This is a genomic window from Streptomyces sp. CB01580 (assembly GCF_001905795.1).
Lineage (GTDB): Bacteria > Actinomycetota > Actinomycetes > Streptomycetales > Streptomycetaceae > Streptomyces.
Map to the genome: position 1 here is coordinate 276,529 of NZ_LIXJ01000016.1, position 26,858 is coordinate 303,386.

A 26,858-nucleotide genomic window follows, 5' to 3' on the forward strand; every position below is an offset into this window, starting at 1 on the left:
GGGGGACCGCGCCACCGCGAGCGGGCGGAAAGCGGGCCGCCCGGGCGGGGGGCCCACCGGCTCATGACCGCGCGGCCGACGGCGGCGCGCACCACCGATGTCCCCGTCCCACGGCGCCGGTCCGACGGACCCACGGGTCCGGACGCGGTCCTGCGGACTCACGGATCCCGGCACGGTCCGACGGACTCACGGATTCAGACGCGGTCCAGCGGACTCACGGGCCCCGGGCCCTCGGCCCCGGAATCCTGGAACTGGGTGCGGTACAGCTCCTCGTACCGGCCCCCGGCCGCGAGGAGTTCGTCGTGGGTGCCCCGTTCCACGATCCGTCCGTCCTCGACCACCAGGATGAGGTCGGCCGACCGCACGGTGGACAGGCGGTGGGCGATCACGACGGCGGTGCGTCCGGCGAGCGCCTCGGTGAGGGCCTCCTGGACGGCCGCCTCGGAGGTGTTGTCCAGGTGGGCGGTGGCCTCGTCGAGGATCACGACGCGCTGGCGGGCCAGCAGCAGCCGGGCGATGGTCAGCCGCTGGCGTTCGCCTCCGGAGAGCCGGTAGCCGCGTTCGCCGACGACGGTGTCGAGCCCGTCGGGCAGCGAGGCGACCAGTCCGTCCAGCCGCGAGCGGCGCAGCGCGTCCCAGAGGTCGTCCTCGGTGGCGTCGGGCCGGGCGAGCAGCAGGTTCGCGCGGACCGACTCGTGGAAGAGGTGGCCGTCCTGGGTGACCATGCCGAGGGTGTCGCGCAGGCTGTCGGCGGAGAGGTCGCGCACGTCGACGCCGCCGATGCGCACCGCGCCCTCGTCCACGTCGTACAGGCGCGGCAGCAGTTGCGCGATGGTGGACTTGCCCGCGCCGGAGGAGCCGACGAGCGCCACCGTCCGGCCGGGTTCGGCCCGGAACGAGACTCCGCGCAGCACCTCCCCGCCGCCCCGGGTGTCGAGGCTCGCGACGTCCTCCAGCGAGGCGAGGGAGACCTTGTCGGCGGCCGGGTAGCCGAACCGGACCCGTTCGAACTCGACGGACACCGGCCCCTCGGGGACCGCACGGGCGTCGGACTTCTGCGCGATGAGCGGTTCGAGGTCGAGAACCTCGAAGACCCGCTCGAAGCTGACGAGGGCGCTCATCACCTCCACCCGTGCCCCGGCGAGCGCGGTGAGCGGCGCGTACAGGCGGGTCAGCAGCAGGGCCAGCGCGACGACCGCGCCCGCGTCCAGCTGCCCGCGCAGCGCGTAGTACCCGCCGAGCCCGTAGACCAGGGCGAGCGCCAGCGCCGACACGAGGGTGAGGGCGGTGATGAACGCGGACTGGGCCATGGCCGTCCGGATCCCGATGTCGCGCACCCGGCCCGCCCTGGCGGCGAATTCGGCGGACTCGTCGGCGGGCCGGCCGAACAGCTTGACCAGGGTGGCGCCGGGCGCGGAGAAGCGCTCGGTCATCCGCGTCCCCATCGCGGCGTTGTGGGCCGCCGCCTCCCGCTGGAGCCTGGCCATCCGGGTGCCCATGCGCCGGGCGGGCAGCACGAACACCGGCAGCAGCACCAGTGCCAGGACGGTGATCCGCCAGGAGATGGAGAGCATGACGCCGAGGGTGAGGAGCAGCGTCACGACATTGCCGACGACGCCGGACAGGGTGTTGCTGAAGGCGCGTTGGGCTCCGATGACGTCGTTGTTGAGCCGGCTGACGAGCGCGCCGGTGCGGGTACGGGTGAAGAACGCGACCGGCATGCGTTGCACGTGGTCGAAGACGGCGGTGCGCAGGTCGAGGATCAGCCCCTCGCCGAGGTTCGCCGAGAGCCAGCGGCCGACCAGTCCGAGTGCCGCCTCGGCGAGGGCGATCGCGGCGATGAGCAGGGACAGGCGCGTGACGGTGCCGGTGTCCCCGCCGGTCACGATGGCGTCGACGACACGGCCGGCGAGTACGGGGGTGGCGACCGCGAGCAGCGCTGTCGCCACGCTGACGAGCAGAAAGAGGGCGACCCGGCGGCGGTGGGGGCGGGCGAAGGCGGCTACGCGCCGCAGGGTGGCGCGGTCGAAGGTGCGCCGGTCCGCCTGCGCGTTCATGACGTTGTGGAGTTGTGTCCACGCGGTGGTTTCCATGCTCATGGCTGGAACGTACGACCTCCAGCGGACTTGAGGTCAAGGCCCGGCCGTCCGCCGCCCGTCGCCGGCCCGGGATCCGTGCGGCGTCCGCCGGTCCAGGACCTGCGCGAGATACGCCCGGAGCAGGACGCGGGTCTCGGCGACGACGGCGTCGTCCCCCGACGGATCGGTGCGGAAGGCGAGTCGGAGCAGGGCGTCCGCCGCCTCGACGCACACCAGGATCGTCCGGTGCAGGTCCTGACCGGACACCGGGCCGAGATACCCGGCCAGGAGCGGGGTGAGACGGACGGCCACCCGGTGGTTGGCGTCGTCGGCCGGGTCCTCGTCGGGAGCGGGGGCGGGGGCGCCGAAGTCCACGAGGGCGAAACCGGCCACGGCGCGCTTCATCGCCAGGTACTCGTCCAGCACGGCGTCGATGGCGCTCTGCCAGTCGGTCGTCGGGACGGTGGCCAGCCGGGCGGTGACGCGTTCGGCGTAACTGTCCAGGTTGCGCCGGGCGAGTGCGTCGGTCAACGCGCGCTTGTTGGAGAAGAACCGGTAGACGGAACCGATGGGCACCCCGGCCCGGAGGGCGACGGCCCGGGTGGACAACTGCTCGTACCCCGTCTCGTCGAGGAGTTCGGCGCAGGCGTCGAGTATCCGGGCCAGACGTTCGGCGCTGCGCCGCTGGACCGGGACGCGGCGGAGGTGGCTGTTCGCTGGGGGCACGGGCTCCATGATGCCGTGGCCCTCCGCCGCCCGGATTCCTGCCCGCGCGGCGCGCCTGCGCCACCGCGCGACGCCGTCTCGCGCCTCCACCGCCACGGAACCCCGGTATGTCACCGGATGGCGTTGACGAGCCACGTTCCGATTCCTACGGTTGTCCATAGGATTTCTTCGGCACCGGGAGCGCGCATGAGTGGCATCGAGCAGGCGAGGAAGACGGCACAGGGGCTCGGGTATTCCCCCGGATTCGGCAATGAACACAGCTCGGAGGCGGTTCCCGGGGCGCTGCCGCACGGCCGCAACTCGCCCCAGCGCGCCCCTCTCGGGCTCTACGCGGAACAGCTGAGCGGCTCGGCCTTCACCGAACCGCGGGCGCACAACCGCCGTTCCTGGCTCTACCGGATCCGCCCCTCGGCCGCCCATCCCGCGTTCGTCCGCGTCGACAACGGCGCGATCCGCACCGCCCCGTTCACCGAGACCGTGCCCGATCCCAACCGGCTGCGCTGGGACCCGCTGCCCGAGCCCGCGGCCGGGACGGACTTCCTGGCCGGCCTGTGGACCCTCGGCGGCAATGGCGACGCGACGCAGCGCGCCGGTATGGCCGTGCACCTCTACCACGCCAACGCGTCCATGACCGACCGGGTGTTCGGCGACGCGGACGGCGAGCTGCTGATCGTCCCGGAACGCGGCGGCCTGCTGCTCCGCACCGAACTGGGCCTGCTGCGCGCCGAACCGGGGCATGTCGCGCTGATCCCGCGCGGGGTCCGCTTCCGGGTGGAGCTGCTCGACGCCACCGCCCGCGGCTACGTCTGCGAGAACTACGGCCGTCCGTTCGTCCTCCCCGACCTCGGCCCGATCGGTGCCAACGGCCTGGCGAACGCGCGGGACTTCCTCGCGCCCGTCGCCGCGTACGAGGAGGACGACCGCCCGGTGGAGGTGATCAACAAGTTCTGCGGGAACCTCTGGTCCGCGACGTACGACCACTCGCCGCTCGACGTGGTCGCCTGGCACGGCAACCACACCCCGTACGTCTACGACCTGCACCGTTTCAACGTCATCGGGTCGATCAGCTACGACCACCCCGACCCGTCGATCTTCACGGTGCTGACCTCGCCGTCCGACACCCCCGGTCTGGCGGGCGTCGACTTCGTCGTCTTCGCGCCGCGCTGGCTGGTCGGCGAGGACACGTTCCGGCCGCCGTACTTCCACCGCAACGTGATGAGCGAGTACATGGGCCTGATCGAGGGCGCGTACGACGCCAAGACGGCCGGGAAGGGCGGATTCGTGCCGGGCGGCGGTTCGCTGCACAACATGATGTCGGCGCACGGCCCGGACCGGGAGACCTTCGACCGGGCGAGCGCGGCGGAGCTGAGGCCGCAGAAGATCGACGACGGCCTGGCCTTCATGTTCGAGACCCGCTGGCCGGTGACGGCGACCGCGCAGGCGGCCGGTTCCGACCATCTGCAGCACGGCTACGACGACGTGTGGCAGGGTCTGAGCCGCAACTTCAGGCCGTAGGCGACGACCGCCACCACGCGGCCCACGCGTCGTCGCGTCCGCTGTGTCGCAGTACGGAGAGACCAGGTGACTCAGGTGCCCCAGATGCCCAAGACGCCCCCGGTGCCGGCCTTCGCCCCCGATTCGCTGGTCCTGAACCGCAAACTGCCGCTGTGGTACCAGGTCTCGCAGTCGCTGCGCGCCTCGATACTGGGGCGCGCGGCGGACGCCTCGCAGCGGCTGCCGACGGAGGAACAGCTCGCCGCGCACTACGGCGTCAGCGTGCTGACGATGCGGCAGGCGCTCAAGGAGCTGGAGGCGGAGGGACTGATCAGCAGGCACCGGCGGCGCGGCACGTTCATCGAACCGCGCGCCCGCCGGGTCTCCCCGGTCCGGCTGCTGGGCTCGATCGACGCGATCGTGGCCCAGCAGTCGGGCGAACGGACCTCGGTCCTGGACCACGGCCCGGTGGCCGTGCCGTGCGAGCTCGGCGAACACTTCCCCGGCTGCTCCGAGGTGGTCAGCTATCGCAGGCTGCGCCGGGACGAGGACAGCGACGAGCCCACCAACTGGGCGGAGAACGCGGTGCATCCCGAGGTGGCGGCACGGCTCGACGTCGCCGATCTCGAACGCTGGCCGATGACCAAGGTGCTGCGCGATCGCGTCGGCGTCCGGATCGCGCGCATCACCGACACCGTCGAGGCGCGCCTCGCCGACCCGGTCACCGCCGAACTCCTCCGGGTGCCGCTGCTCAGTCCGATCCTGTTCTACACGGGGGTGACGTACGAGGAGGGCGGCCGGGTGGTGGACGTGGCACGGATCCGCTACCGGGGCGACCGGTTCTCCTTCTCGGTCACCGTGGAGGCGCACTGACGCACCGGCACGACGGGGCCGCCGCCCGCGCCGGACGCGCCCGTGCCTGGTACGCGCCCGCCGGGGTGCGCCCGTGCCGCGTCGCGCGCACCGGGCGAGCGCCACCGGCCGCACCCCGGCGGGCGCGGTTACGATGCCGGGGCAGGCACGCGGGCGACGTGGCGACGGGGAGGACGACACGGTGGCAGCACGGGCGGCGGGCGGCTCCGATGACGCCCGGGGCGACGACGCCCCGCTCCTCGACGATCTGATGCCCTGGTCCGTAAGGCCGTTGCGCACCGGACGCGCCTGGGTGACCGCCCCCGACGCCGCCTCGCTCAGAGCCCGCTGGGACCGGCTGACGAAGGCCCCGCGGGACGAGCACGAGCGATTGTTCCGGGTCACCCGTTCCCGTGATCCCCGAAGCCGGGTGGCGGCGCTGCCCGGACAGGCCACGGGCACCGGCCCGTTCGACCGCGAGGACGGACCGTGCCCCGCGCCGGTGCGGATCGCCCACGGCCCGTTCGACGAACAGTGGCTGATCCCCGACCACCGGCTGATCGACGCCGCCCGCCCCGAGCTGTGGCGGGTGGCCGACGGACAGCAGTTCTTCGTCGTCGAGCACGGGTACGTGCCGCAGGACACCGGCCCCGCGCTGTCCGTGACGGCGCTGCTGCCGGACGGCCATTCGCCCGCGGGCCGGCCGGGCCGGATCCGGCCGCTGTACCGGCGCCCCGGCGGCCTCGAACCCAATCTGGCCCCCGGGCTGCTCGCCCTGCTGAAGGACCGCCACGGGGACGGGGTCACCGCCCGGTCCGTGCTGGCCTGGATCCTCGCGGCGGCGCGCCACTCCCCCGCCGGATGCGTGGTGCCGCTGCCCGCCGACACGGCGCGCTGGTCGGCGGGGGTGGAGCTGGGACAGGAGTTGCTGCGGCTGCATCTGCGCGGCGCCCGGGGCGGGGAATGCCCCAGGCTGCCGGGCGGACGGCGGCCCTATGTGCGGGCATCGATGCCGCCCGCACCGACGGCCCTGGAGTACGACCCGGTCGACGAGGCGCTCCTGCTGGGCACGGGCCGCGTCTCGCCCGTACCCGCGGGGGCGTGGGAGTTCCGGGTGGGCCAGGTCCGCATGCTGGAGCTCTGGTTCGGTCGTCGCGCGGCGACCGGGGCGAACGGGGCCGGAGGTGCGAGCGCGGAGGGCTCGCCGGACGCGGACGGCCTGGAGGCGATCCGGCCGCGCGCCTGGCCCCAGGAGTGGACCTCGGAACTGCTGGAACTGGTCACGGTGCTCGCTCTGCTCGCCGAACTCCGCCCCCGGCGGGAGGAGCCGGTCGAGGGCCCGCACCTCACGGCGGAGGACCTCCGGGCCGCGGGCGTGCTGCCCGTCCCGGACGCGGCCCGCCGCCCCGCCTCCGTGCTCGACCACCGCGAGGAGGGCCCGGACGGGCAGTTCGCGCTGCTGTGACCGGCGAGCGAAAGGACGGCCCCGCCGAAGAGGGGCACGAGGCGTCACCGCCGGATCGGACCGGACCACCGGGCGGAGCTATCGGCCGAAGGAGTCCAGCACCCGCCCGAGCGCCCGGTCGAAGACCCCGTCCATGTCGATCGGACCGGGGTCCTCGGCGAACCCGGCCGCCATCCGCGGGTACTTCCCGGTCGCTATCTGGCTGATCAGGTACTCGGTGCGCACGGCGTGCTCCCGCTCCTCGGACCAGGGCAACGACCGGCTGCGCTCCGCCGTGGCGATCTCGTTGGCCACGTAGGTGGTGACGACGCCGTTGACCATGGCGAGGAGCTCCATCTTCTCGCCGAACCGCGCGTCGACCCCGTCCAGGCAGCTGAGCGCGTACTCCAGGTACCGCAGGGCGTTCGGGCTGAAGCCGTAGACGGGCGACATCAGCCGGGGCACCCAGGTGTGGCGGTGCATCATCGCGCGCGCCTGATGGGCCAGCGCCGTCAGATCGGCGCGCCAGTCGCCGGACGGCCCCGGGTACTCGTAGTCGCCGCTGACCGCGTCGAGCATCAGCTCGTGCAGGTCCTCCTTGCGCGGCACGTAGTTGTAGAGCGACATCGTGCCGCAGCCGAGCTCCGCCGCCACCTTCCGCATGGACACCGCGTCGAAGCCCTCCGCGTCGGCGACGCGGACCGCCGCCGCCGCGATGTCGGCACGACAGAACGCCGGCTTGGGGCCGCGGCCCGCGCGCTCGGGGCGCGCCCAGATCACTTCGGGTACAGCGGGACGCCCCACCATCGATCATCACCTCGCCCCACCATCCTAGTTACGTACAGCGTACGTAGTGCGGTACGGTGGGCCGCATGACAACTACGTACGCTGTACTTAGTGAAGGTCTGGAGAAACGCTACGGCGAGGTCCACGCCCTGCGCGGGCTCGATCTGGCCGTCGCCGAGGGCACCGTCTGCGGGGTGCTGGGGCCGAACGGCGCGGGCAAGACCACCGCCGTCCGGGTCCTCACCACGCTGACGGTCCCGGACGGCGGCAGCGCCCGGGTCGCGGGCCACGACGTGCTGCGCGAGGCGCACGCGGTGCGCGCGGCGATCGGTGTCACCGGTCAGAACGCCTCGGTCGACGGCGAACTGTCGGGGCGGCAGAATCTGCGGCTGTTCGCGAAGCTGCTCCGGTTCCGGGGCGGGGCCGCCCGCGCCCGCGCCGACGAACTGCTGGAGCGTTTCGGGCTGACGGAGGCCGCGGACCGCCCGGCCCGCACCTACTCGGGCGGCATGCGCCGCCGGCTGGACCTCGCGGCCAGTCTGCTGATCCGCCCCCGGGTGCTCTTCCTGGACGAGCCGACCACCGGCCTCGACCCGCACAGCCGCAACCGGATCTGGGCCGCGGTCCGGGAACTCACCGGACGGGGAACCACCGTCCTGCTCACCACGCAGTACCTGGAGGAGGCCGATCAGCTGGCCGACGACATCGTGCTGATCGACCGGGGCCGGACCGCCCACCGCGGCACCCCCGCCGAACTGAAGTCGCTCATCGGCAGCTACGCCGAGGTGGTCGTCGCCCATGAGTCGGCGCTGGCCCCGGCCGCGGGCGTCCTCGACCAGCTCACCGGCGCCGAACCGGTGATCGACCGCGAGCGCCGCACCGCCGGTGCCGTCGCGACCGACAGCACGCTCACCCTCCCCCGCGTCGTACGCGAACTCGACGCCGCGGGCGTACCCGTGATCGACGCGAGTCTGCGCCCGCCGACGCTCGACGAGGTCTTCCTCCGCCTGACCTCCCGCGGCGACGTCCGCACCGCCCCGCCACCGAAGGAGACGGCAGCATGAGCGGCACCACCGCACCCGTCCGCGACCACGACCTTCCGGCCGCCTCTTTCGCCCTGGCGGCCGACGCCCTGGCCGTTCTGGTCCGCCACCTCCAGAAGATCAAGGCCGCCCCCGGCGTCGTGATCCTGACGCAGACCATGCCGATCACGATGCTGCTGTTCTTCGGATACGTCTTCGGCAGCGCCCTGGCCGTGCCCGGGCAGGAGTACCGCGCGTTCCTGGTGCCGGGCCTGCTCGCCGCGACGGCCGCGAACGGCGTCATGACCGGGATGTTCCAGGCCTCGCAGGACTGCCACCGCGGGGTGATGGACCGGTTCCGCACGCTGCCGATGAGCCGGTTCGCCGTACCGTTCGGACAGACCGCGGCCGACCTGCTGACCACGGCCGTCGGCATGGTCCCGCTGATCCTGGTCGGGCTGGCGGTCGGCTGGCGGATCGAGGACGGCCCGTTCGGCGCCCTGGGGGCCTTCGGGCTGCTGCTGCTCCTCCGGTTCGCCACGTCCTGGCTGGGCTGCTGGCTGGGCCTGCTGATCCGCAACGAGGAGGCGGCCGGTCAACTGGGCAGCGCCACGTTCGTCCTGCCGCTGCTGTCGAGCGCGTACATCCCGACCGACAACCTGCCGGGGTGGCTGCGCACGGTCGCGGAGTGGAATCCGATCAGCGCCCTGGCCGCCGCCGCCCGTGATCTGTTCGGCAACGCGTCACCGGCCGCCGATGCCGCCTGGCCGGTCGCCCACCCGGTGGCGGGGACGCTCGCCTGGTCGCTGGCGCTCCTCGTGGTCTTCGTGCCGCTGACCGTACGACGCCACGCGCGCGGCGGCGAATGACACCCGCGCACCGCGCCGTCGGGACCGACGGCTGGTGAGTACGCCGAAGCGCCGCCGCGGACCCCGGGGATGACGGGAGGGTCGGCGGCGGCGCACGGCCGGTACGAACGATCGCCCGACCGGCCCGGGCACGGCCGATGAGCGGTGGTGACGGGCCGTCGGGTCAGTGGCGGCTGCCGAAAAGCGAGCGGCGCAGCCGGCTCAGCGGTGCGAAGAGCGAGACCCGCGCGCTCCTGCTCCGACGGCTGTGTCCGACCTCGCGCGAAGTCAGCTCGCGCATCAGCAGCGTGGCCTCGGCGACCTCCCGCCGGGGCACGGCAGGACCGCCGAGCACCGCGAGATGGCGGTCGAGGCGCGAACTGGTCGCACTGCTCCCGCATGTGATGGCAGGCACACGTGGCCTGCTGCGGACCGATATCTGTTCCATGTCACTCCCCACCCGTACGAGGGCACCCGGCCCGGGCAGGCTAACCCTAACCCCCCGCGAGGACACTCGTGTATCCCGCCCGGGGGATCGGGCGCGCCGTCCGGAGGCCGACGATCACTCTCCACACCCGTCCGGTTCCAGGGCGGGTCGGCCGCCGCGGAGCCGCCGCCCCGCCCTGGACGACGGGAGGCCGGACGAATGCCCCGCGGACGGGGCCTCCCGGCCTTCGCACCGGCCCGACGTGCCCGGCGCGCCGTACGGCGGAGATCAGGCCGCCGAGTCGAGAACCGGCAGGTAGCCGCCGGACTGTCCGGCCGCCGTGGGGTGGTACGACTCACCGATGTTGAGCCAGTTGACACTGTGCAGCCAGGCGTCCCCTGAGCAGATCTCGTGCCCGGTGAACTTCCCCGCGACATCGGCGAAGGCGAACCCGTGATCGGCGGCACGCTTCGCGGTCGTCGTGTTGAGGAGGTCGGCGGCGTCGTTGATCGCGGTGCGCACCTTGTCGCTCAGACCGGCGGCGCAGCTGCCGCCGACCTTGTAGAAGCGCGGGTAGCCGAGGACGACCACACGGGCGGAGGGCGCCTTGGCGCGGATCGCCGAGTACACCGAGTCGAGGTTGCCCGGCAGGGTCGCGCCGACGTAGCTGCGGGCCGTGGCGATCCGGCCGAGACAGGTGGCCTCCGACTGGAGGACACAGGTCATCATCACATCGGCGAAGCCCGCGTCGTTGCCGCCGATGGAGATCGAGACGAGGTCGGTCGAGGAGTTCAGCGGCCCGAGCTGACCGGAGGTCACGTCCCCGGTACGGGCGCCCGAGCAGGCGGTGAAGGAGAAGGACGAGGGCGAGTGGGATGCGGCCCAGAGCGCCGGATACGCCTTGGTGCTGCGCTTGCAGGACCCGCTGGCGCTGTCGTAGCTCCCGGCGCCGACGCCCGAGGAGTACGAATCGCCGAGGGCCACGTAGTCGACCCCCTGGACGGACTGCGCGGCGGACGCGGTGGCCGCCCCGGTCAACGCGAGTACGGCACCGAGCAGAAGCGAGGACGAGAACGCCATGAGTCTGGACATCTTCATGGAACCTCCCTTGGACCGACCGGCAGGATCTCCGCCTTGGTCTGCCGTGTCCGTGGTAGCAGCACCGGCACCACTTCTGGAAGTGTGCATGCCAAGTTGCTCGAAGGGGTTCTTCCGCACGCCCCCTTGATGTCGCGTCATGTCCGCGGACGACCTGTCGGACACGGGGAGAAAGGTGATGAAACCCGGGTGCGCCGGACCTCCCCGTGCCGGATCATGGGCGCCATGTCCTCCACCCCTGAGTCCGCGCTGCCGATCCGGCTCACTGTCGACGACGGCGATTCGCCGTCCGACGTCGTGGACGCGCTGTTCCTCGGCCGCTTCGCGACGGGCGAGCAGCCCTACTCGCACAGTTCCTCCCTCGACCGGGTCAAGGCCGATGCCACCCTGCTGCCCCCGGCCGCCACGGTGCTGCGCGCCGCCCGGGACGACGACCGCAGCGCCACGCTCGCCGAGGGCGACGGCTGGACCCTGCTCGTCTCCCGGTGGAACCGCGGCGCCGACGTCACGGTCACCGCGACCAGCGCGGAGCTGGCGCGCGAGATCCTCGGCCGGGCGACCGACGGCGTTCGGGACGAACCCGAACCGCAGCCCGAGAACGTGACGATGGGGTTCTGGTACGTGTCACCGCGCCGCGGCCCGTACCGCACCACCCGTCAGATCGCCGCCGGGGCATGGGACGAGGTCCGGAGCAACTACACGGCTCCGGTGGCGGATGCCATGGACCGGCTGATGAAGATCACCCCCGACGACATCGCGGGCCGGCTGCTCCTGCTGCACGGCCCGCCCGGCACCGGCAAGACGTCGGCGCTGCGCACGCTCGCGCGTTCGTGGCGGGACTGGTGCCAGGTCGACTGCGTGCTCGACCCGGAGCGGCTGTTCAACGACGTCGGCTATCTGATGGACATCGCGATCGGCGAGGACGAGGGCACGGCGAAGGGCCGTTGGCGGCTGCTGCTCCTGGAGGACTGCGACGAGCTGATCCGCGGCGAGGCCAAGCACACGGCGGGCCAGGCGCTCTCCCGGCTGCTGAACCTCACCGACGGACTGCTCGGCCAGGGGCGCAACGTGCTGGTCGGCGTCACCACCAACGAGGACCTGGAACGGCTCCACCCGGCCGTGGTCCGGCCCGGCCGCTGCCTCGCCAGGATCGAGGTGGGCCCGCTGACCCGCGAGGAGGCGGTGGGCTGGCTGGGCACGGAGGAGGGACTCGGCCGCGAGGGCGCCACGCTCGCCGAGCTGTACGCGCTGCGGCGCGGCAGCGGCCCCGCGTCGGTGCCGAGGCAGGATTCCGGCGCGGACGCGGGCCTCTATCTCTGACGACCCGACGCCTCCGGCCCCGGCCCGCTCCCGCACCGGTTCCGGGCCGTTCGCGCACGGGCCCCGTGGCGCTCACGGGGCGCTCACGGGGCGAGAGGTCCGGCGGGTGCTTCCCGCGCGCCGGCTCAGTGCGCCGCGTACGCCGCCCGCACCACTTCCTCGGCCAGCGACAGCGCCTCGGCCCGCGACAGGCCCAGCCGTCGCGCCTGCTCGGCGTACTCGCGAGCGGCGGATGCCGCGTGACGGTCCGCCGCCTCGCCGGCCGCGGCGACGAACGTGCCGTTGCGGCCCCGGGTCTCGATCACGCCGTCGGTCTCCAGCGCCCGGTACGCCTTGGCGACGGTGTTCGCGGCGAGGCCGAGTTCCTCGGCGAAGCCGCGTACGGTCGGAAGTCTGAAACCGACGGGAAGCGCGCCGGAACGGGCCAATTCGGAGATCTGCGCACGCAGTTGCTCGTACGGTGCGGTGCCGGAGGCCGGGTCGAGGACGATCTTGAGAGTCACGTACCGATTGTCCACCACCGCGGTCCCCCGCCGCCGATGTCCGCCCCGGTGCCGTCGCCGTCCCACCGCCGTCGCGTCGCGGTCCCGGCACCGTTCCACCGCCGTTCCGATGCCGGAAAATCGGAGGCGGCGCGACGGACCCCCGCGTAGCGTCCGGCCCATGACTGTCCTCGTTCGCGACTTCCTGCCCACAGACGCCGCTGCCTGGGCGCGTGTCGGGCATGCCGCAATGCCCTACATCGTGACCACCCCCGAGCAGGTCGCCTTCGACCTCGCCTCCGCCCGGTCCGAGGAGCACCGCCGACTGCTGGTCGCCGAGGAGGATGGGGAGATCATCGCGATCGCCCGGACCGGACTGGTGCCCGACGGCCCCAAACCCGGCCTGGCGTTCTGCGACCCGTACACGCACCCGGACCGCACCGGGCGCGGCGCGGGCGGGCTGCTTCTGCGGACGGCGGAGGAGCACCTCGCGATGGAAGGGGCTCGCACCGTCTACACCTGGGTGCTCGACACCCCGTCGAACCGTGCCTTCGCGGAGAAGCGCGGCTACGCGCCGAGCCGCTCGGCGCACTTCCTCCGCCTCGACCTCGCGGGCGGCGCGCTGCCGCCCCGCCCGGCCGTCCCGGCGGGCGTCGAGCTGCGCACGGGGGCGGACTTCGCGGACGACCCGCGCCCGCTCTTCGAGGCCGACGCCGAGACCACGGCCGACGAACCGAGCGACACCCCGGCCGAACTGTCCGACTACGAGCACTGGCTCCGGCAGACCTGGCGCCACCCCGCGCTCGACCACGAACTCACGTCGGTCGTGACGGTGGACGGAGAGGTGGCCACGTTCACCGCGGCCCGGACCGACGGCCGGACCCGCTACATGTCGGGGATGACCGGCACCCGCCGCGCGTACCGGGGCCGCGGGCTGGCGAAGCTCGCCAAGCACGACTCGCTGAGCCGGGCGCGCGCGGCCGGGTACACGGACGCGTACACCGGCAACGACGCGGACAACGCTCCGATGCTGGCGGTCAACCGCTGGTTCGGCTACGAGATCTGTGCCACGGAGGTGCGGCATGTCCGTGATCTCGGCTGAGTCCTCGCTCGTGGTCGCCCTGGTGAAGGCCGGACAAACCAAGATCAGGTATCCGGCGGACCTGGTCCGCGACGACGGCACCCGGATCACGGCACGGGCGCCCTGGGCGGCGCCGGGGGTGCGGGACTTCGGCTTCGTACGGTTCGAGCCGGGGGACGTGTTCACCGAGCACTACTGGCGCGACCGCTGGTTCGCCGTGAAGGAGGTCCGGACCGGGTCGGGCGGGCTCAAGGGCTGGTACTGCGACATCACCCGGCCCGCCGTGCTGCGGGACGGGGAGCTTGTAGTGGAGGACCTGGACCTCGACCTGTGGGTGTCGGCCGACGGGTCGTCCGTGCTGCGGCTGGACGAGGACGAGTTCGAGGCGAGCGGTCTCGCCGACCGTGATCCGGTGGCGGCCGACGCGGCCCGGCGGGCGCTGGACGAACTGGAACTGCTCGCCAGGACGGACGGTCTCGCCGCACTGCTCGGATGACGCGCCCGGCGGACGGACCGGACTTCCGGTCCTCCCCCGGTCGGCCCCGGTGCGTCGGCCCTGCCGGGGCGGCCGGGGCCGGGCCGCCCTGGCGGGGGCGAGCGATCGAGCACGGCCAACCTCGGAGAACCGACTGTCCGTGGTGATCGGCTCAATTACAGTGCTCAGGTCAGTTCCCCACCCGGTGACCTGAGAAGGAATCACGGATATGCCCACTGAGACGTTCGAGTTTCAAGTGGAAGCGCGCCAGCTTCTGCAGATGATGATCCACTCGATCTACTCGAACAAGGACGTGTTCCTGCGCGAACTCGTCTCCAACGCCTCCGACGCGCTCGACAAACTGCGGCTGGAGGCATTGCGCGACGACTCGCTCGGCGCGGACGTGTCCGACCTCCACATCGACATCGAGACCGAGAAGCAGGCCCGCACGCTGACCGTGCGGGACAACGGTATCGGCATGTCTCACGACGAAGTGGTCCAGCTCATCGGGACGATCGCGAATTCGGGCACCGCCAAGTTCCTGCGGGAGCTCAAGGAGGCCAAGGAGTCCGAGGACGCCACCGCGGCCGAAGGGCTGATCGGCCAGTTCGGGGTCGGGTTCTACTCCAGCTTCATGGTGGCCGACGAGGTCACGCTGCTGACCCGGCGCGCGGGCGAGACCCGGGGCACCCGCTGGACGTCGACCGGCGAGGGCACGTACACGATCGAGACCGTCGACAGTGCCCCGCAGGGCACCTCGGTCACGCTCCGGCTCAAGCCGGAGGACACCGAGGACCGGCTCTACGACTACACCTCCCCGTGGAAGATCAGGGAGATCGTCAAGCGGTACTCGGACTTCATCACCTGGCCCATCAGGATGGTCACGGAGACCGACGCCGACGCGAAGGACGCCGAGGAGGGCTCCGACGACGCGCCGCGCGAACCCGAGACCCTCAACTCGATGAAGGCCCTGTGGGCGCGCTCGCGCGACGAGGTCTCGGACGACGAGTACCACGAGCTGTACAAGCACATCAGCCACGACTGGATCGACCCGCTCGAAACCGTCCGGCTCCAGGCGGAGGGCACCTTCGAGTACCAGGCGCTGCTGTTCATCCCGTCGCACGCGCCCCACGACCTGTTCATGCAGGGGTACAAGCGCGGCATCCAGCTGTACGTGAAGCGCGTCTTCATCATGGACGACTGCGAAGCGCTGATGCCTCCGTACCTGCGCTTCGTGAAGGGCGTCGTCGACGCGCAGGACCTGTCGCTCAACGTGTCGCGCGAGATCCTCCAGCAGGACCGCCAGATCCAGATGATGCACCGCCGCCTGGCGAAGAAGGTGCTGTCGACGGTCAAGGACATGATGACCGCCGACCCGGAGCGCTACGCCACGTTCTGGCGGGAGTTCGGCCGCGTCGTCAAGGAAGGGCTGCTGAGCGACTTCGAGAACCGCGACGCCATCCTCAAGATCGCCTCCTTCGCCACGACCCATGACGACGACGAGCCGACCACGCTGCAGCAGTACGTGGAGCGGATGAAGGAGGGCCAGGAGCACATCTTCTACCTGACGGGCGAGTCCCGGCAGGCCATCGAGAACTCCCCGCACATGGAGGCGTTCCGGGCCAAGGGCATCGAGGTGCTGCTGCTGACCGATCCGGTCGACGAGGTGTGGGTCGAGGCGGAGCCCGAGTTCGACGGCAAGAAGCTGCGGTCCGTCGCCAAGGGCGAGATCGACCTCGGTACCGAGGAGGAGAAGAAGGAAGCGGCGACCGAGCGGGAGAACCGTCAGCGGGAGTACGCGGACCTGCTCTCCTGGATGACGGAGCGGCTCGGCGAGACCGTCAAGGAGGTACGTCTCTCCTCGCGCCTCACCGTCTCGCCCGCCTGCATCGTCTCGGACGCGCACGACGTGACGCCCGCCCTGCGGAACATGTACCGGGCGATGGGCCAGGCCGTCCCGGACGCCAAGCGCATCCTCGAACTCAACCCGGAGCACCCGCTGGTCGGCGGACTCAACCGGGCCTACGCCGAACGTGCCGAGAAGGACACCACCGGTCTGGAGGAGACGGCCGAGCTGCTGCACGACCTGGCGCTGCTGGCCGAGGGCGGGGAGCTGGGCGACCCGGCGCGCTTCGTCCGGCTGATGGCCGACCGCCTCGAACGCGCCCTGTGACCGAGGGCCCGCCGCACCACCGGCCGGGGTGACGCCCTCGGCCGGTGACCGGTCCGACGGTTGCCCGCCGGGGCCCGTGCCCCGGCGGGCAACCGTCAGTCCCGGACGCGTTCCCACACGTCGGTGTACGGATCCGGCTCCTGCGGTGCGGGGCGGGCCTGTCCGATCCCGGCGACCAGCTCCACCTCGTAGCCCGCCGCGTCCTCCAGATACGCGGCGACGTGCTCGTCCCCGCCCGCGTGCGGATAGCGGTCCGGGAAGAGCTGCCGCCAGCCGTGCTCCGGAGCCTCCGCCACCAGGGCGTCGAGGGCGGCCCGGTCCCTGACGTGGAACGCCAGATGGTTGAGCCCGGGGCGGCACCGGTCGTGCGTCCGGCCGGTCAGGTCGGGCGACTGCTCGACCACCACGTAGCTGTCGCCGCGCCGCCAGCTGCGCCCGTTCTCCCAGTGCTGGTACGGAACATGGCCCAGCTCGCCGAGCAGCCACCCCCATCCCCGCTCGGCGCCCGGCAGATCGGGCACCCACAGCTCGATGTGGTGCACCCCTCCGGTGCCCGTCCCTCCGGCCGGCAGCGGGACGGCTCGGCGGGCGCCGTGCGGCTGGTACGCCACGGGGTCGCCGTCCTCGTGCCAGTGGATCAGGAAGTGCTCCCCCGCCCGGTAGCCGTCGAGCCCCGCGCGGCAGTAGGCGACGCTGTCGTCCGGGAGCGCGTCCAGCGGGAACCACTCCAGCTCGGAGCACTTGTCCGGTTCGCGGTTGTACGGAGGGCGGGCAGGGTCGTACTCCGCCTCGAAGAACCAGCCGATTCTGGGTCCGCCGCCGGGGCCCCGGTGCTGCATGACCAGCGCGACCCGCAGCTCGTCCGGGCCGAGTTCGACACCGATCTCCTCGGCGGCCTCGCGGATCACCGCCTCGCGCACGTCCTCGCCGTCCTCGACGTGCCCGGACGGGCAGTGGAACAGCCCGTCCGCGTATCCCGTCCCGTCCCGGCGGGCGAGCAGGACGTCCGGGCCGCGGCGAAGGATCAGGTGCACGTCGACGACCTCGGTGTGCCGCCGCGGCGGTTCGGCACGGGCCACCAACGCGTAGCGCTCGTCGTCGACCCGCCCGCCCCACAGGTCCGGGTCGCCGGAGAGCGGATCGTGGTGGACGCGTTCGGTGAACTCCGAGAGCAGTCCGGTCAGTTGACCGGCGGACAGACCGGTCCCGTCCCACACGCCCTCGATCAGGACCAGTCGGCCACCGGGCCGCAGCAGGCCGAACCAGTGGCGCAGGGCCGCCGCCGGATCGGGCAGCAGCCACACCACGTGCCGGACCATGACCACATCGAACCGCTGTCCGCCGACCGGGGGCCGTGCCGCGTCCCCGAGGAGCACCTCGCTCCCCGTCCCGGCGAGCTTGGCCCGCGCCCGCTCCACCATGCGCGGCGACCGGTCGACCGCCGTGACCCGGTGCCCCTGCCCGGCGGCGAGCAGCGCGAGGCTTCCGGTGCCGCACCCCAGATCGAGCACCTCGGAACGAGCGCCGGGCAGCCAGCCCTCCAGCCGCCTCGCCCAGGCGTGCCGGACCACCGGGTCGAGCAGCCCGTGGTCGGGCCCCTCGTCGAAGGAGTCGGCCGCGGAGTCCCAGTCGATCGTCGTCATGGTTCGATCGTGCCATCCACCACCGACAACGATGCCCGGGGAGAGGGGGCGCGGGCGGTCCGCCCGGGAGCCCGGGGGCGCACTCGGGGGCCCGCGCCGTGCTCAAATCCCGTGCGGGCCCCGTTCAAAACCCGTGCGGCCCCGTTCGAAACCCGTTTCTCCACGGACCCGATGCCGTGCGAGGGTCGACCGATGAGTGCCTCGCCGAATCGACCCGCCTCACAGCGCGCCCTCGAAGTGCTGCGCTGGCAGTTCGACCTGACCTGGTCGCTGTTCGAATACCACCTGGAGAGGATCGAACCCGAGGACTTCCTCTGGGAGCCCGCCGCGCTCTGCTGGACGCTGCACCGGGACGACGACGGGACGTGGGTGCCGGACTGGGCGGAGAGCGAACCCGATCCCGTTCCCGTGCCGACCATCGGATGGCTGAGCTGGCACATCGGCTGGTGGTGGGGCGTGACCCTCGACCACGTCCGGGGCGAAACGCCCCGCGCGCGTAGCGGTGTCGTCTGGCCGGGCGCGGGCGAGCCGGCCGTCGCATGGCTGCGCGGTCTGCGCGAGGAGTGGCTGACGGCGCTGGGTCGGCTCACCGACGCCGATCTGGCCGCGACCGCCCCGTTCCCGTGGCGGAACGACCCCCGGCACACCGTCGCGCACATGGTCGCCTGGGTGAACGCGGAACTGATGAAGAACGCGGCGGAAATCGGCCAGCTTCGCCTCCAGCGGGCGGTCGGCGAGCTGTCGGCCGCCCACCGGACCTGACGGGACGTACGGGGCACCCGCGCGTCGGCCGATGCGGTCGGCCACGGCCGGGACACCGCGATCCGCTTTCACGGCGATCCCGGTGTCCCGGCCGTGGCATCCGCGGAACTCCCGGACCGGTCCGGGAGCGGGAGCGGTCGCAGTGCCAGGGCGTGTTCCGAAAGCAGCGCCGTCCGCCCGAAGGCCGGACGGGACTTTCGCAACACGCCTTAACCGATGACCGAGGCGCAGGTGGTCGGGGTGGCGCGGGCGGGGTCGAGGGCGTTCGCCACCTCGTGGTAGGCGATCCGGTCGATGGTGCCGATCGCCACGTGCCCGGAGACGTCGAGCGGGCACAGGTCCTGGAGCAGCACGTTGCGGACGTTCGGCCCGTCCAGGAACTGCGTGCGGTACGGGGTCACGACCTCGTCGTACCTGGTCGCGATGACCGTGTACCGGACTCCGGGCACGGTGTCGCCACCCGCGTTGAGCTTGGTGAGGAAGGGGGAGCCCGCCACCTGGTCGGCGAGGGCGGGGGTGTTGGTGTTGAGCAGGTGCTCCACGCCCGGGAAGTACGGCAGGAGTTTCGTCAGGCCGAGGAGGGTGGTGCCGTGGTTGTCGGGGGCGATCCCGATCAGGGCGTTCACCTTGGCGGCCCCGCCGAGGAACTTCAGGTAGTAGTTCGGCATCATCCCGCCCTGGGAGTGACCGACGAGGTCGGCCTCGGAGGCGCCGGTGGCGGCGAGCACCTTGTCGACGAAGACGGCGAGCTGGCCGGCCGACTTGTCGATCGGGCCGAGGCCGTTGAAGAGCGGTACGCCGGGCAGCTGGCCGTAGTCCAGGGAGTAGACGCAGTATCCGCGGTTGACGAGGTAGGGGGCGAGGGCCAGCCAGTTGTCGATCGAGTTGCCGAAGGTTCCGTGGACCAGGACGACGGGCCGGGGGTGGGCCGTGGAGGGCTTGCAGGAGTAGTCGTTCCAGCCGCGGGACGTGGCCGTGGCGGCGGTGGGAGCAGTGGCCGTGGGGGTGGCGGCAGCGGCGGCCGTGGGGGTGGCGACTGCGGCGACGGCGAGGAGCAGCGCGGCAAGGGTTCTCCGGGCGCGGAGAACCCGTGACGCACGGGTCCGGGGCAGCATCGTGTGGTCTCCTTGCGGCTCAAGGGAGTTGCGATGGGTGTGCTCTCTGCGGCCCGGACCACAAGTTCTGACAGCTGACCTTCCGTGTGCTCAGGCCAAGTTACGCATGGGTAGGGAGGCATGGGAAGTTGCGCGTCGCAAAAAAACTGATGGTTCACCAAGACGACGGAGCGGAACGGCCCGTGGGTGGCGGGCGGAAATCGACGGCCGGCACAGGCGGCGCGGGCTTCTTCGCGACGACGGCGTCGGCGGTGTTCGGCATCGACGGTGGGCACGGGCCCTTGCGGACGGCGCGAGGATGCCTGCGGACAGCGCGGGGCGGCGAGCCGCGCGGGAGCCGTCGGGCCGCGCGGGGATCAGCCGTCCGCGAGGCGTCCCGGCATCACGGCCCGCGGGCCGTACTTGTCCCGCAGCCGGTCCGCCACCGCCTCGATCCGGCGCGCCCGTTCGTCCGCCGGGTCGAACGACAGCTGGTGCGCGGCCCGTTCGGCGTCCATCAGGCCCTCCGCGCGCAGCGCGATCCCCCGGACCCGGGCCCGTTGCAGTCCGAAGGAGTCGTGGATCCGGTACGCGAGGTCGGTGAGCGCCGCGGAGTGGGCGGTGGGTTCCGGAAGCGTACGGGTACGGCTCAGCGTGGCGTACCCGGTCCGGGAGGCATGACGCACGAGGACCGTGAGCCCCCTGCACACCTGCCCGTCCGCACGCATCCGGGCGCCCAGCTCCTCGGTGAGCGAAAGGATCGCGCGGCGCTGCCGCCCCTGGTCCAACTCATCGAGCGGGAAGGTGCGTCCGGCCGCGACCGACCGGGCGGGGGCGCCCGGTGCGACCACCGTGCGGTCGATGCCGCGCGACCGCTCCCACAGGTCCCGCCCGGTCCGTGCGCCGGTGATCCGTTGCAGGGTGCCGAGCGGGGTCGCCGCGATCCGGCCGACGGAGTCGAGCCCGTAGCCGCGCAGGGTGCGGGCCGTCGCCGCCCCGACTCCGTCCAGCGCCGTGGCCGGCTCGGCGGCGAGGAACCCCGCTCCCCCGCCCCGGGGCACCACGAAGGTCGTTCCGGGGGCCGCCCGGCGGGCCGCCGCCCGGGCCAGCATCGGGTTCTCCCCCGCCCCGATCGCGCAGTCCACGCCGTGCAGGGCGAGCGCCCGGACCCGGATCACCGAGGCCAGCCCCCTCGCGTCCTGGCCGAAGTACCGCAGTGCGCCGCGCACATCGACGAGCGCCCCGTCGGGCCGGACCGCCTCGACCACTGGGGTGAACGTACCGAGCAGGGCGAGCAGTTCCTCGTAACGGACGTCGTCCGGGGGGCCGCCGCCGACCATGCGGAACCGCAGGTACAGGATGCCCGGCGCCCCGGTCCCCGGCACTCCCGGCATGTCCCGTTCGATGCCGCTCATCCCGCGCTCCCCGGGCTCTGGTGCCACAGCTTCCTGCCGGTGGCGACGCCCTCGCCGGGCGGCTGGAGGTCCGACCAGGGGTTCATCTCGTACCCCGTCGGCAGCCGGACGCGGCGGCCCTCGCCGTCGGGCGCGTGGGTTTCGGCAGCGGACTCCCCGGGCGAGGAGCCGACGGCGGCCGAGGGCTTCCGGTCCGAGGATTCCTCGGCCCCGGGCTTCTCCGCCAGTCGGGCGGCGACCGCGTCGAGCCCGCCGGTGCGCCGCAGTTCGGCCAGTTCGGCCAGGTTCCAGGCAGCCGAACCGACCACGCTCAGGCTCCGCGGTCCGCGCCGCTGCACCACGCCGCGCACCAGCAGCAGCCAGGAGTGGAAGACGGTGTGCGCGCAGGCCGCGTGGCTGTCGTCGAAGAAGGCCAGGTCGACCAGGCCGGTGCCGTCGTCCAGGGTGGTGAAGACGACCCGGCGGCCGGAGCGGACCGGCGGGGTCTGGGTGGCCGCCTTGGCCCCGGCGACCAGCACGGTCTGCCCGTGCCGCGCCTCGCGCAGCCGCTTGGCGGAGACCACCCCGAGCTCCTTCAGGAACGCGTGGTGATCCTCCATCAGGTGGTGGGAGACGTCCATGCTCAGAACGCCCAGCTCGGCACTGAGACGTTCGGCCTCGTTGAGGTCGGGCAGCCCGATCGGACCGGTCCGGTGGCCGCCTCCGAGCGGAAGCTGCTCACCGGCACCGGCGGAACCGGCGCCCCGCCGGACGTGGCGCAGTTCGGACAGGTGCAGCAGCAGATCGCGCCGGTTGGCACCGAACGCGTCCAACGCGCCCACCTGGGCCAGCCGTTCGGCGACCGGCCTGGTCGGCCTGGCCCGCTGCCAGAAGTCCAGCAACGAGGTGTAGGGCTGTCCGGCCTCGATCCGGGCGACCTCGGCCCCGCTGATGCCATGGACGTCCGAGAGCGCGAGCCGCACTCCCCAGACCCCGGAGCCCTCCCGGGAGACCCCGGCCCCGTTCCCGGACAGGACCCCGGCCCCGCCATCAGACACCAGTTCGATTCGATGGGTGGCCGCCGAGCGGTTCACGTCCAGGCCCAGCACCGGCACCCCGCGCCGCCGCGCGTCCGCGAGCAGCAGCCGCTTCGGATACATCCCCGGGTCATGGGTGAGCAGCCCGGCGTAGAAGGCCGCCGGGTGGTGCGTCTTGAGCCACGCCGACTGGTATGTCGGTACGGCGAAGGCGACCGCGTGCGCCTTGCAGAAGCCGTAACTGCCGAACGCCTCGATGATCTCCCAGGTCCGGGCGATCACCTCGATGCCGTACTTCCGTTCCGCCGCCCGCTGCGCGAACCACACCTTGATCCGGTCCTGCGAGCCGGGGTCGGACAGTCCGCGCCGCACCCGGTCGGCCTCGTCCCGTCCGCAGCCGGTCATGATGTCGAGCATCTCGATGACCTGCTCGTGGAAGACGACCACTCCGTACGTCTCGCGCAGCGACCGTTCCAGATCGGGGTGCGGGTAACGGGCGGGCGCCCGGCCGTGCCGTGCCTCGATGAACGGCCGCACCATGTCGGCGGCGACCGGACCGGGCCGGAACAGCGAGATGTCGACCACCAGGTCGTGGAAGCCGGTGGGCTGGAGCCGGCCGACGAGATCGCGCTGGCCGGGCGACTCGATCTGGAAGCAGCCCAGCGTCTCGGCGCTCCTGATCAGCCGGTACGTCTCCGGGTCGCCCGGTGGCACGGCGTCCAGGTCCACGGCCTGCCCCGAGGCCCGCTCGACCTCGGCGACCGCGTGCGCCATCGCCGACTGCATCCGCACGCCCAGGACGTCGAGTTTGAGCAGCCCCAGGTCCTCCACGTCCTCCTTGTCGAACTGCGCCATCGGGAAGTGCTCCCCGCTCGTGGGCACGACGGGCACCCGGTGCGGCAGGGAGGCGTCCGAGAGGAGCACCCCGCACGGATGCATGGCGATGCCGCGGGGCAGGGCGTCCAGCGCCTCGACCAGTTCCCAGAGCCGGCCGTGGCGGTCCTTCTCCCGTGCCACGTCGCGCAGTTCGGGCAGTTCCGCCATGGCCGCGCGGGCGTCACGGGCCCGGATGTGCGGGAACGCCTTGGCGAGCCGGTCAGTCTCGGCCGGGTCCATGGAGAGCGCGGCGCCGACGTCCCGGATGGCGTGGCGCACCCGGTAGGTCTCGGGCATGGCGACGGTCGCGACCCGTTCGGCGCCGAAGCGTCCGATGATCGCGCGGTACACGTCGAGCCGGCGGGCGGACTCGACGTCGATGTCGATGTCGGGCAGCACGGCACGGCGCTTGGAGAGGAAGCGCTCCATCAGCAGCCCGTTCTCGACCGGGTCGGCGTGCGCGATCCCGAGGAGATGGTTGACGAGGGAGCCCGCGCCGGATCCCCGGGCGGCCACTCGTACGTTCATCGCCCGTACGTCGTCGACGACTTGAGCGACCGTCAGGAAGTAGGAGGCGAAGCCGTGGTGGGCGATGATGTCCAGTTCCCGGTGCATCCGCTCCCAGTAGTCGCGCCTGCGCTCGTAGCCGCGCAGCACCATTCCGGCGGCGGCGCGGGAGGCCAGCACCCGCTGGGCGGTGCGGTGGGCGGCGCCGACGAGGTGCGGTTCGGGGAAGTGGACGGTGCCGAGGCCGAGGTCGCTCCGGGGGTCGACGACGCAGGCCTCGGCGGTGTGCCGGGTCTCCGCGAGCAGCCGCGCCCCGGCACCCTGGCCGAGACCGGCGGCGGAGGCGATCCGTTCGGCCGCCGCGGCCATCGTGCGGGCGTCCTTCAGCCAGCGCTCGCCGCTGTCCAGCGGGGCGCGGCGGGGATCGACGGGCACCAGCAGGCGAGCCGCGTCGAGCACGTCGGCGACCGGCCCCTGCCCGGGATCGGCGTACCGGACGGCGTTGGTCAGCACGGCCCGCACCCCCTGCTCGGCGGCGAAGCCGACGGTACGGGCGGCGAGCCGCAGCGATCCGGGGCCGGTGCCCTCGCGCCCGTGGTGGACGGCTTCGAGGCGCAGGTCGTCGCCGTGGACCTCCCGCCAGGCGGCGAGCAGCGCGGCGGCCCGGTCCGGACGGCCGGCGGCCAGCGCCCTGCCGACGTCGGAGGCGGGTCCGAGCAGTACGAGGAGCCCTTCGCCGGGCAGCGCGGACCGGTCGAGCAGGGGCTGCCCCGGCCTCGCGCCCGTCCTCACGCCCGCGCGCGCACCGGAAGCAGGTCCAGCGCCGGCGTACGCGGGTCCCGTACCAGCATGCGCGGCGCCCGTGCCCCCTGCGCGAGCGGGCCCGGTACCGGCGTACGCGGCGTCTCCGGCCCCGGCATACACGCCCCCGGCCCCGGCGTGCGCGGCGGTGACGAGGCGGCACAGTTCCGCCCATCCCCGCGCGCCGTCCCGGGCGAGGAAGGTGACCCGGGGGTCCGATTCGTCGACAAAGGCACCACCCCGGGCGGGGGTCCGCAGCTGATGCGCACCCCCGCCTTCTCTCGTATGCTCCGCCGTCGCGGCCCCCACCGCGAGCTCCGTCCCGAAGATCGGCCGCACCCCGGCCCGCTCGCACGCCTTGGCGAAACGGACCGTTCCCGCGAGCGTGTCCCGGTCGGTCAGCGCGAGCGCGCCCATCCCCCGTTCCGCGGCGCGCTCCACCAACCGCTCCGGGTGCGAGGCCCCGTACCGCAGGGAGAACCCGGAAACGGTACGCAGATGCGTGAACCCGGGCATCCGCACCTCCTGGACCGATCCGTACTCACCACCACCCCTCGCCTCCACCATAAACCACTTTTCGAACATTCGTACGACACCCGAGGGACACGCGAGCGGGGACAGGGCGCACTCGCACCCACATCCGTGTACCGTTCAACCGTTTGGCCTACTTTTCCTGTACTAACGGCCGATACCCCGGATTGTGAGGACATGACTTTCGTCGACGAGGTGAAGAACGCCGTCACTCCACGAGCCGCAGTGCTCGTCATCGGTGTACTCGCACTGCAACTCCTGTTCATCGCCTCCTACGTCGGGGCCCTGCACAAACCGAAGCCGACGGAGATCCCCTTCGGGGTCGTCGCTCCCCAGCAGATGTCCGCGCAGCTCCTGACCGAGCTGAAGAACCTCCCGGGCGGTCCGCTGGACCCCCGCGCGGTCGCCGACGAGGCCACGGCCCGCGAGCGGATCATGAACCGTGAGATCGACGGCGCCCTGATCGTCGACCCCACCGGCACCACCGACACCGTCCTCGTCGCCTCCGGCGGCGGCACCGCCATGGCCGACACCCTGACCAAGACCCTCACCAAGGTGGAGCAGGCCCAGCAGCGCACGGTGCGGTCCGTGGACCTGGCTCCCGCCTCCGACCAGGACTTCAACGGGATCTCGTCCTTCTACCTGGTGGTGGGCTGGTGTGTGGGCGGTTATCTCTGCGCCTCGATTCTGGCGATCAGCGCCGGCGCCAAACCCGCCAACCGGCAGCGCGCGCTGATCCGGACCGGCGTCATGGCGCTCTACTCCGTACTGGGCGGAATCGGCGGCGCGCTCATCATCGGCCCGATTCTCGGTGCCCTGCCCGGAAGCTTCTGGGGCCTGTCGGGGCTGGGAGCGCTGACCGTCTTCGCGGTCGGCATGCTCACCCTCGCCCTCCAGGCCCTCACCGGCATCGTCGGCATCGGCCTGGCCGTCCTGATCGTGGTGATCGCGGGCAACCCGAGCGCCGGCGGCGCCTTCCCGCTGCCGATGCTCCCGGACTTCTGGCGGGCGATCGGCCCCGCGCTGCCGCCCGGAGCCGGTACCTGGGTGGCCCGCTCGATCGCCTACTTCAAGGGCAACGCGATCACCGGACCGCTGCTGGTGCTCTCCGCCTGGGCGGCGGTGGGCACCCTCGTCACCTTCCTGATCGCCATGCGCCGCACCCCGCAGGACATCGCCGACGCCCCGCCGCCGTTCGGCTCGGTGGTCGAGGACTGATCCGTACACACCGCGCCCGCCGCTCGCCGAGCCCGCGCCCCGGAGTACTGTCCGCTTGTTCGGATCAGGCCCTGGGGCGAGGGGCCGCACGTGGGAGGGGTGTGTCATGAGTGGTACGGGGCCGGCGGACGGTACGTGGAAGCCGAGCGACGCGGAGGGCGGGGAGCTCTCGGGCCGGTGGTGGACGTGGGCCCTGTCCGCCCCCGACGACCGTGATCCCGTCAAGGACACGACGGGCGAGCACGCCGACTGGAACCAGCCGGACGACCTCTGGTTCCTCGCCGGCACGTACGGCGGCCGGGTGGTGCGGCGCTGCGCGGCGCCCTCGGACCGGCCGCTGTTCTTTCCCGTGCTCAACATGCAGCACCCCAGGTCGTACTCCAGGGTGCCCCTGTCCATGACCGTCGTGGAGGCCACCGCGTCGCTGAACGGCGTTCCGCTGCCGCTGCGCGAGTTCACCGCGTCGTTCAGGACGGAGTCGACCCAGCGCTACACCTGGGGCCTCTGGGGAGCCATCGCACCCCTGCTCCCCGGACAGTACGTGCTGGAGATCAGGGCCAGGGCCGCGAACGGCTTCTGGGTCGACACGACGTACCACCTGGAGTCGACGCCCACCGCCTGACCCCGGACGCCCCGCGGATGATCCCGCCGCCGGGGCCGGTTCGGCTCTAGGGTCTGTGTGATGTCGT

The 26,858-nt window shown here is 72.5% G+C and carries 22 protein-coding genes; 12 read left to right on the forward strand and 10 right to left on the reverse strand.

Features of this window, described 5'->3' with window-relative positions; genetic code table 11:
- Nucleotides 1–194: 194 nt before the first annotated feature.
- The gene (locus tag AMK22_RS23290) at nt 195–2,099 is read right to left on the reverse strand and encodes an ABC transporter ATP-binding protein (protein ID WP_073787920.1); all 1,905 of its coding nucleotides are present in this window, start codon (nt 2,097–2,099) and stop codon (nt 195–197) included.
- Between the two features lie 33 nt (nt 2,100–2,132).
- Nucleotides 2,133–2,813 (reverse strand): TetR/AcrR family transcriptional regulator, encoded by a 681-nt coding sequence (locus tag AMK22_RS23295; RefSeq protein ID WP_073787921.1) that lies wholly within the window; start codon nt 2,811–2,813, stop codon nt 2,133–2,135.
- A gap of 177 nt (nt 2,814–2,990) precedes the next feature.
- Here AMK22_RS23295 and hmgA point away from each other — a divergent pair, with 177 nt between their 5' ends.
- From hmgA to AMK22_RS23310, 3 genes are all read left to right on the forward strand, one after another.
- Complete coding sequence (gene hmgA, locus AMK22_RS23300) at nt 2,991–4,319, forward strand: homogentisate 1,2-dioxygenase (RefSeq protein ID WP_073787922.1); 1,329 nt, start codon at nt 2,991–2,993, stop codon at nt 4,317–4,319.
- A gap of 84 nt (nt 4,320–4,403) precedes the next feature.
- Complete coding sequence (locus tag AMK22_RS23305; protein WP_073787986.1) at nt 4,404–5,171, forward strand: GntR family transcriptional regulator; 768 nt, start codon at nt 4,404–4,406, stop codon at nt 5,169–5,171.
- A 181-nt stretch (nt 5,172–5,352) separates the two neighbouring features.
- Nucleotides 5,353–6,615, forward strand: coding sequence for a type ISP restriction/modification enzyme (locus AMK22_RS23310; protein WP_073787923.1), 1,263 nt, complete (start codon nt 5,353–5,355; stop codon nt 6,613–6,615).
- 78 nt (nt 6,616–6,693) lie between these two features.
- Here AMK22_RS23310 and AMK22_RS23315 read toward each other — a convergent pair whose 3' ends face one another.
- Nucleotides 6,694–7,401 (reverse strand): TetR/AcrR family transcriptional regulator, encoded by a 708-nt coding sequence (locus tag AMK22_RS23315; RefSeq protein WP_073787924.1) that lies wholly within the window; start codon nt 7,399–7,401, stop codon nt 6,694–6,696.
- A 65-nt stretch (nt 7,402–7,466) separates the two neighbouring features.
- Here AMK22_RS23315 and AMK22_RS23320 point away from each other — a divergent pair, with 65 nt between their 5' ends.
- Both AMK22_RS23320 and AMK22_RS23325 read left to right on the forward strand, forming a co-directional pair.
- Entirely contained in the window at nt 7,467–8,444 is a 978-nt protein-coding gene (locus tag AMK22_RS23320) for an ATP-binding cassette domain-containing protein (RefSeq protein ID WP_073787925.1), read from the forward strand.
- The gene (locus tag AMK22_RS23325; RefSeq protein ID WP_073787926.1) at nt 8,441–9,271 is read left to right on the forward strand and encodes an ABC transporter permease; all 831 of its coding nucleotides are present in this window, start codon (nt 8,441–8,443) and stop codon (nt 9,269–9,271) included. The genes AMK22_RS23320 and AMK22_RS23325 overlap by 4 nt, the downstream gene beginning before the upstream one ends.
- Before the next feature lie 163 nt (nt 9,272–9,434).
- Here AMK22_RS23325 and AMK22_RS23330 read toward each other — a convergent pair whose 3' ends face one another.
- Complete coding sequence (locus AMK22_RS23330; RefSeq protein ID WP_073787927.1) at nt 9,435–9,698, reverse strand: hypothetical protein; 264 nt, start codon at nt 9,696–9,698, stop codon at nt 9,435–9,437.
- Between the two features lie 267 nt (nt 9,699–9,965).
- Nucleotides 9,966–10,757 (reverse strand): SGNH/GDSL hydrolase family protein, encoded by a 792-nt coding sequence (locus AMK22_RS23335; protein WP_073787988.1) that lies wholly within the window; start codon nt 10,755–10,757, stop codon nt 9,966–9,968.
- Between the two features lie 243 nt (nt 10,758–11,000).
- Between AMK22_RS23335 and AMK22_RS23340 the strand changes: the two genes are divergently transcribed.
- Nucleotides 11,001–12,095 carry a DUF5925 domain-containing protein gene (locus AMK22_RS23340; protein ID WP_073787990.1) on the forward strand — a complete coding sequence of 365 codons (1,095 nt, stop codon included), beginning with the start codon at nt 11,001–11,003 and terminating at the stop codon, nt 12,093–12,095.
- Nucleotides 12,096–12,220: 125 nt separating this feature from the next.
- Here the strand turns inward: AMK22_RS23340 and AMK22_RS23345 are convergent, their stop codons facing one another.
- Nucleotides 12,221–12,598 (reverse strand): GntR family transcriptional regulator, encoded by a 378-nt coding sequence (locus AMK22_RS23345; RefSeq protein ID WP_073787992.1) that lies wholly within the window; start codon nt 12,596–12,598, stop codon nt 12,221–12,223.
- Between the two features lie 160 nt (nt 12,599–12,758).
- Between AMK22_RS23345 and AMK22_RS23350 the strand changes: the two genes are divergently transcribed.
- The 3 genes from AMK22_RS23350 to htpG all read left to right on the forward strand — a co-directional run bounded on the left by AMK22_RS23350 (nt 12,759) and on the right by htpG (nt 16,306).
- The gene (locus tag AMK22_RS23350; RefSeq protein ID WP_073787928.1) at nt 12,759–13,679 is read left to right on the forward strand and encodes a GNAT family N-acetyltransferase; all 921 of its coding nucleotides are present in this window, start codon (nt 12,759–12,761) and stop codon (nt 13,677–13,679) included.
- Complete coding sequence (locus AMK22_RS23355; RefSeq protein ID WP_073787930.1) at nt 13,660–14,154, forward strand: DUF402 domain-containing protein; 495 nt, start codon at nt 13,660–13,662, stop codon at nt 14,152–14,154. Before AMK22_RS23350 ends, AMK22_RS23355 begins: the two co-directional genes overlap by 20 nt.
- Nucleotides 14,155–14,362: 208 nt before the next feature.
- Nucleotides 14,363–16,306 (forward strand): molecular chaperone HtpG, encoded by a 1,944-nt coding sequence (gene htpG, locus AMK22_RS23360; RefSeq protein WP_073787931.1) that lies wholly within the window; start codon nt 14,363–14,365, stop codon nt 16,304–16,306.
- Between the two features lie 95 nt (nt 16,307–16,401).
- Here the strand turns inward: htpG and AMK22_RS23365 are convergent, their stop codons facing one another.
- Nucleotides 16,402–17,949 (reverse strand): trifunctional class I SAM-dependent methyltransferase/NUDIX hydrolase/VOC family protein, encoded by a 1,548-nt coding sequence (locus AMK22_RS23365; RefSeq protein ID WP_073787933.1) that lies wholly within the window; start codon nt 17,947–17,949, stop codon nt 16,402–16,404.
- Between the two features lie 192 nt (nt 17,950–18,141).
- Here AMK22_RS23365 and AMK22_RS23370 point away from each other — a divergent pair, with 192 nt between their 5' ends.
- The gene (locus AMK22_RS23370) at nt 18,142–18,711 is read left to right on the forward strand and encodes a DinB family protein (RefSeq protein ID WP_073787935.1); all 570 of its coding nucleotides are present in this window, start codon (nt 18,142–18,144) and stop codon (nt 18,709–18,711) included.
- Between the two features lie 209 nt (nt 18,712–18,920).
- Here AMK22_RS23370 and AMK22_RS23375 read toward each other — a convergent pair whose 3' ends face one another.
- The 3 genes from AMK22_RS23375 to AMK22_RS23385 all read right to left on the reverse strand — a co-directional run bounded on the left by AMK22_RS23375 (nt 18,921) and on the right by AMK22_RS23385 (nt 24,936).
- On the reverse strand, nt 18,921–19,826 hold the full coding sequence (locus AMK22_RS23375; RefSeq protein ID WP_073787937.1) for an esterase/lipase family protein: 906 nt from the start codon (nt 19,824–19,826) through the stop codon (nt 18,921–18,923).
- Nucleotides 19,827–20,182: 356 nt separating this feature from the next.
- The gene (locus AMK22_RS23380) at nt 20,183–21,199 is read right to left on the reverse strand and encodes a DNA polymerase Y family protein (RefSeq protein ID WP_073787994.1); all 1,017 of its coding nucleotides are present in this window, start codon (nt 21,197–21,199) and stop codon (nt 20,183–20,185) included.
- A gap of 17 nt (nt 21,200–21,216) precedes the next feature.
- A complete protein-coding gene (locus AMK22_RS23385) occupies nt 21,217–24,936 on the reverse strand; it encodes a DNA polymerase III subunit alpha (RefSeq protein ID WP_107430617.1) in 3,720 nt (1,239 codons plus the stop codon).
- Nucleotides 24,937–25,128: 192 nt separating this feature from the next.
- Between AMK22_RS23385 and AMK22_RS23395 the strand changes: the two genes are divergently transcribed.
- Together AMK22_RS23395 and AMK22_RS41135 are read left to right on the forward strand one after the other, a co-directional pair.
- Nucleotides 25,129–26,169 carry a DUF3533 domain-containing protein gene (locus AMK22_RS23395; RefSeq protein ID WP_073787939.1) on the forward strand — a complete coding sequence of 347 codons (1,041 nt, stop codon included), beginning with the start codon at nt 25,129–25,131 and terminating at the stop codon, nt 26,167–26,169.
- A 106-nt stretch (nt 26,170–26,275) separates the two neighbouring features.
- Nucleotides 26,276–26,791 carry a hypothetical protein gene (locus AMK22_RS41135; protein ID WP_073787941.1) on the forward strand — a complete coding sequence of 172 codons (516 nt, stop codon included), beginning with the start codon at nt 26,276–26,278 and terminating at the stop codon, nt 26,789–26,791.
- Nucleotides 26,792–26,858: the final 67 nt, after the last annotated feature.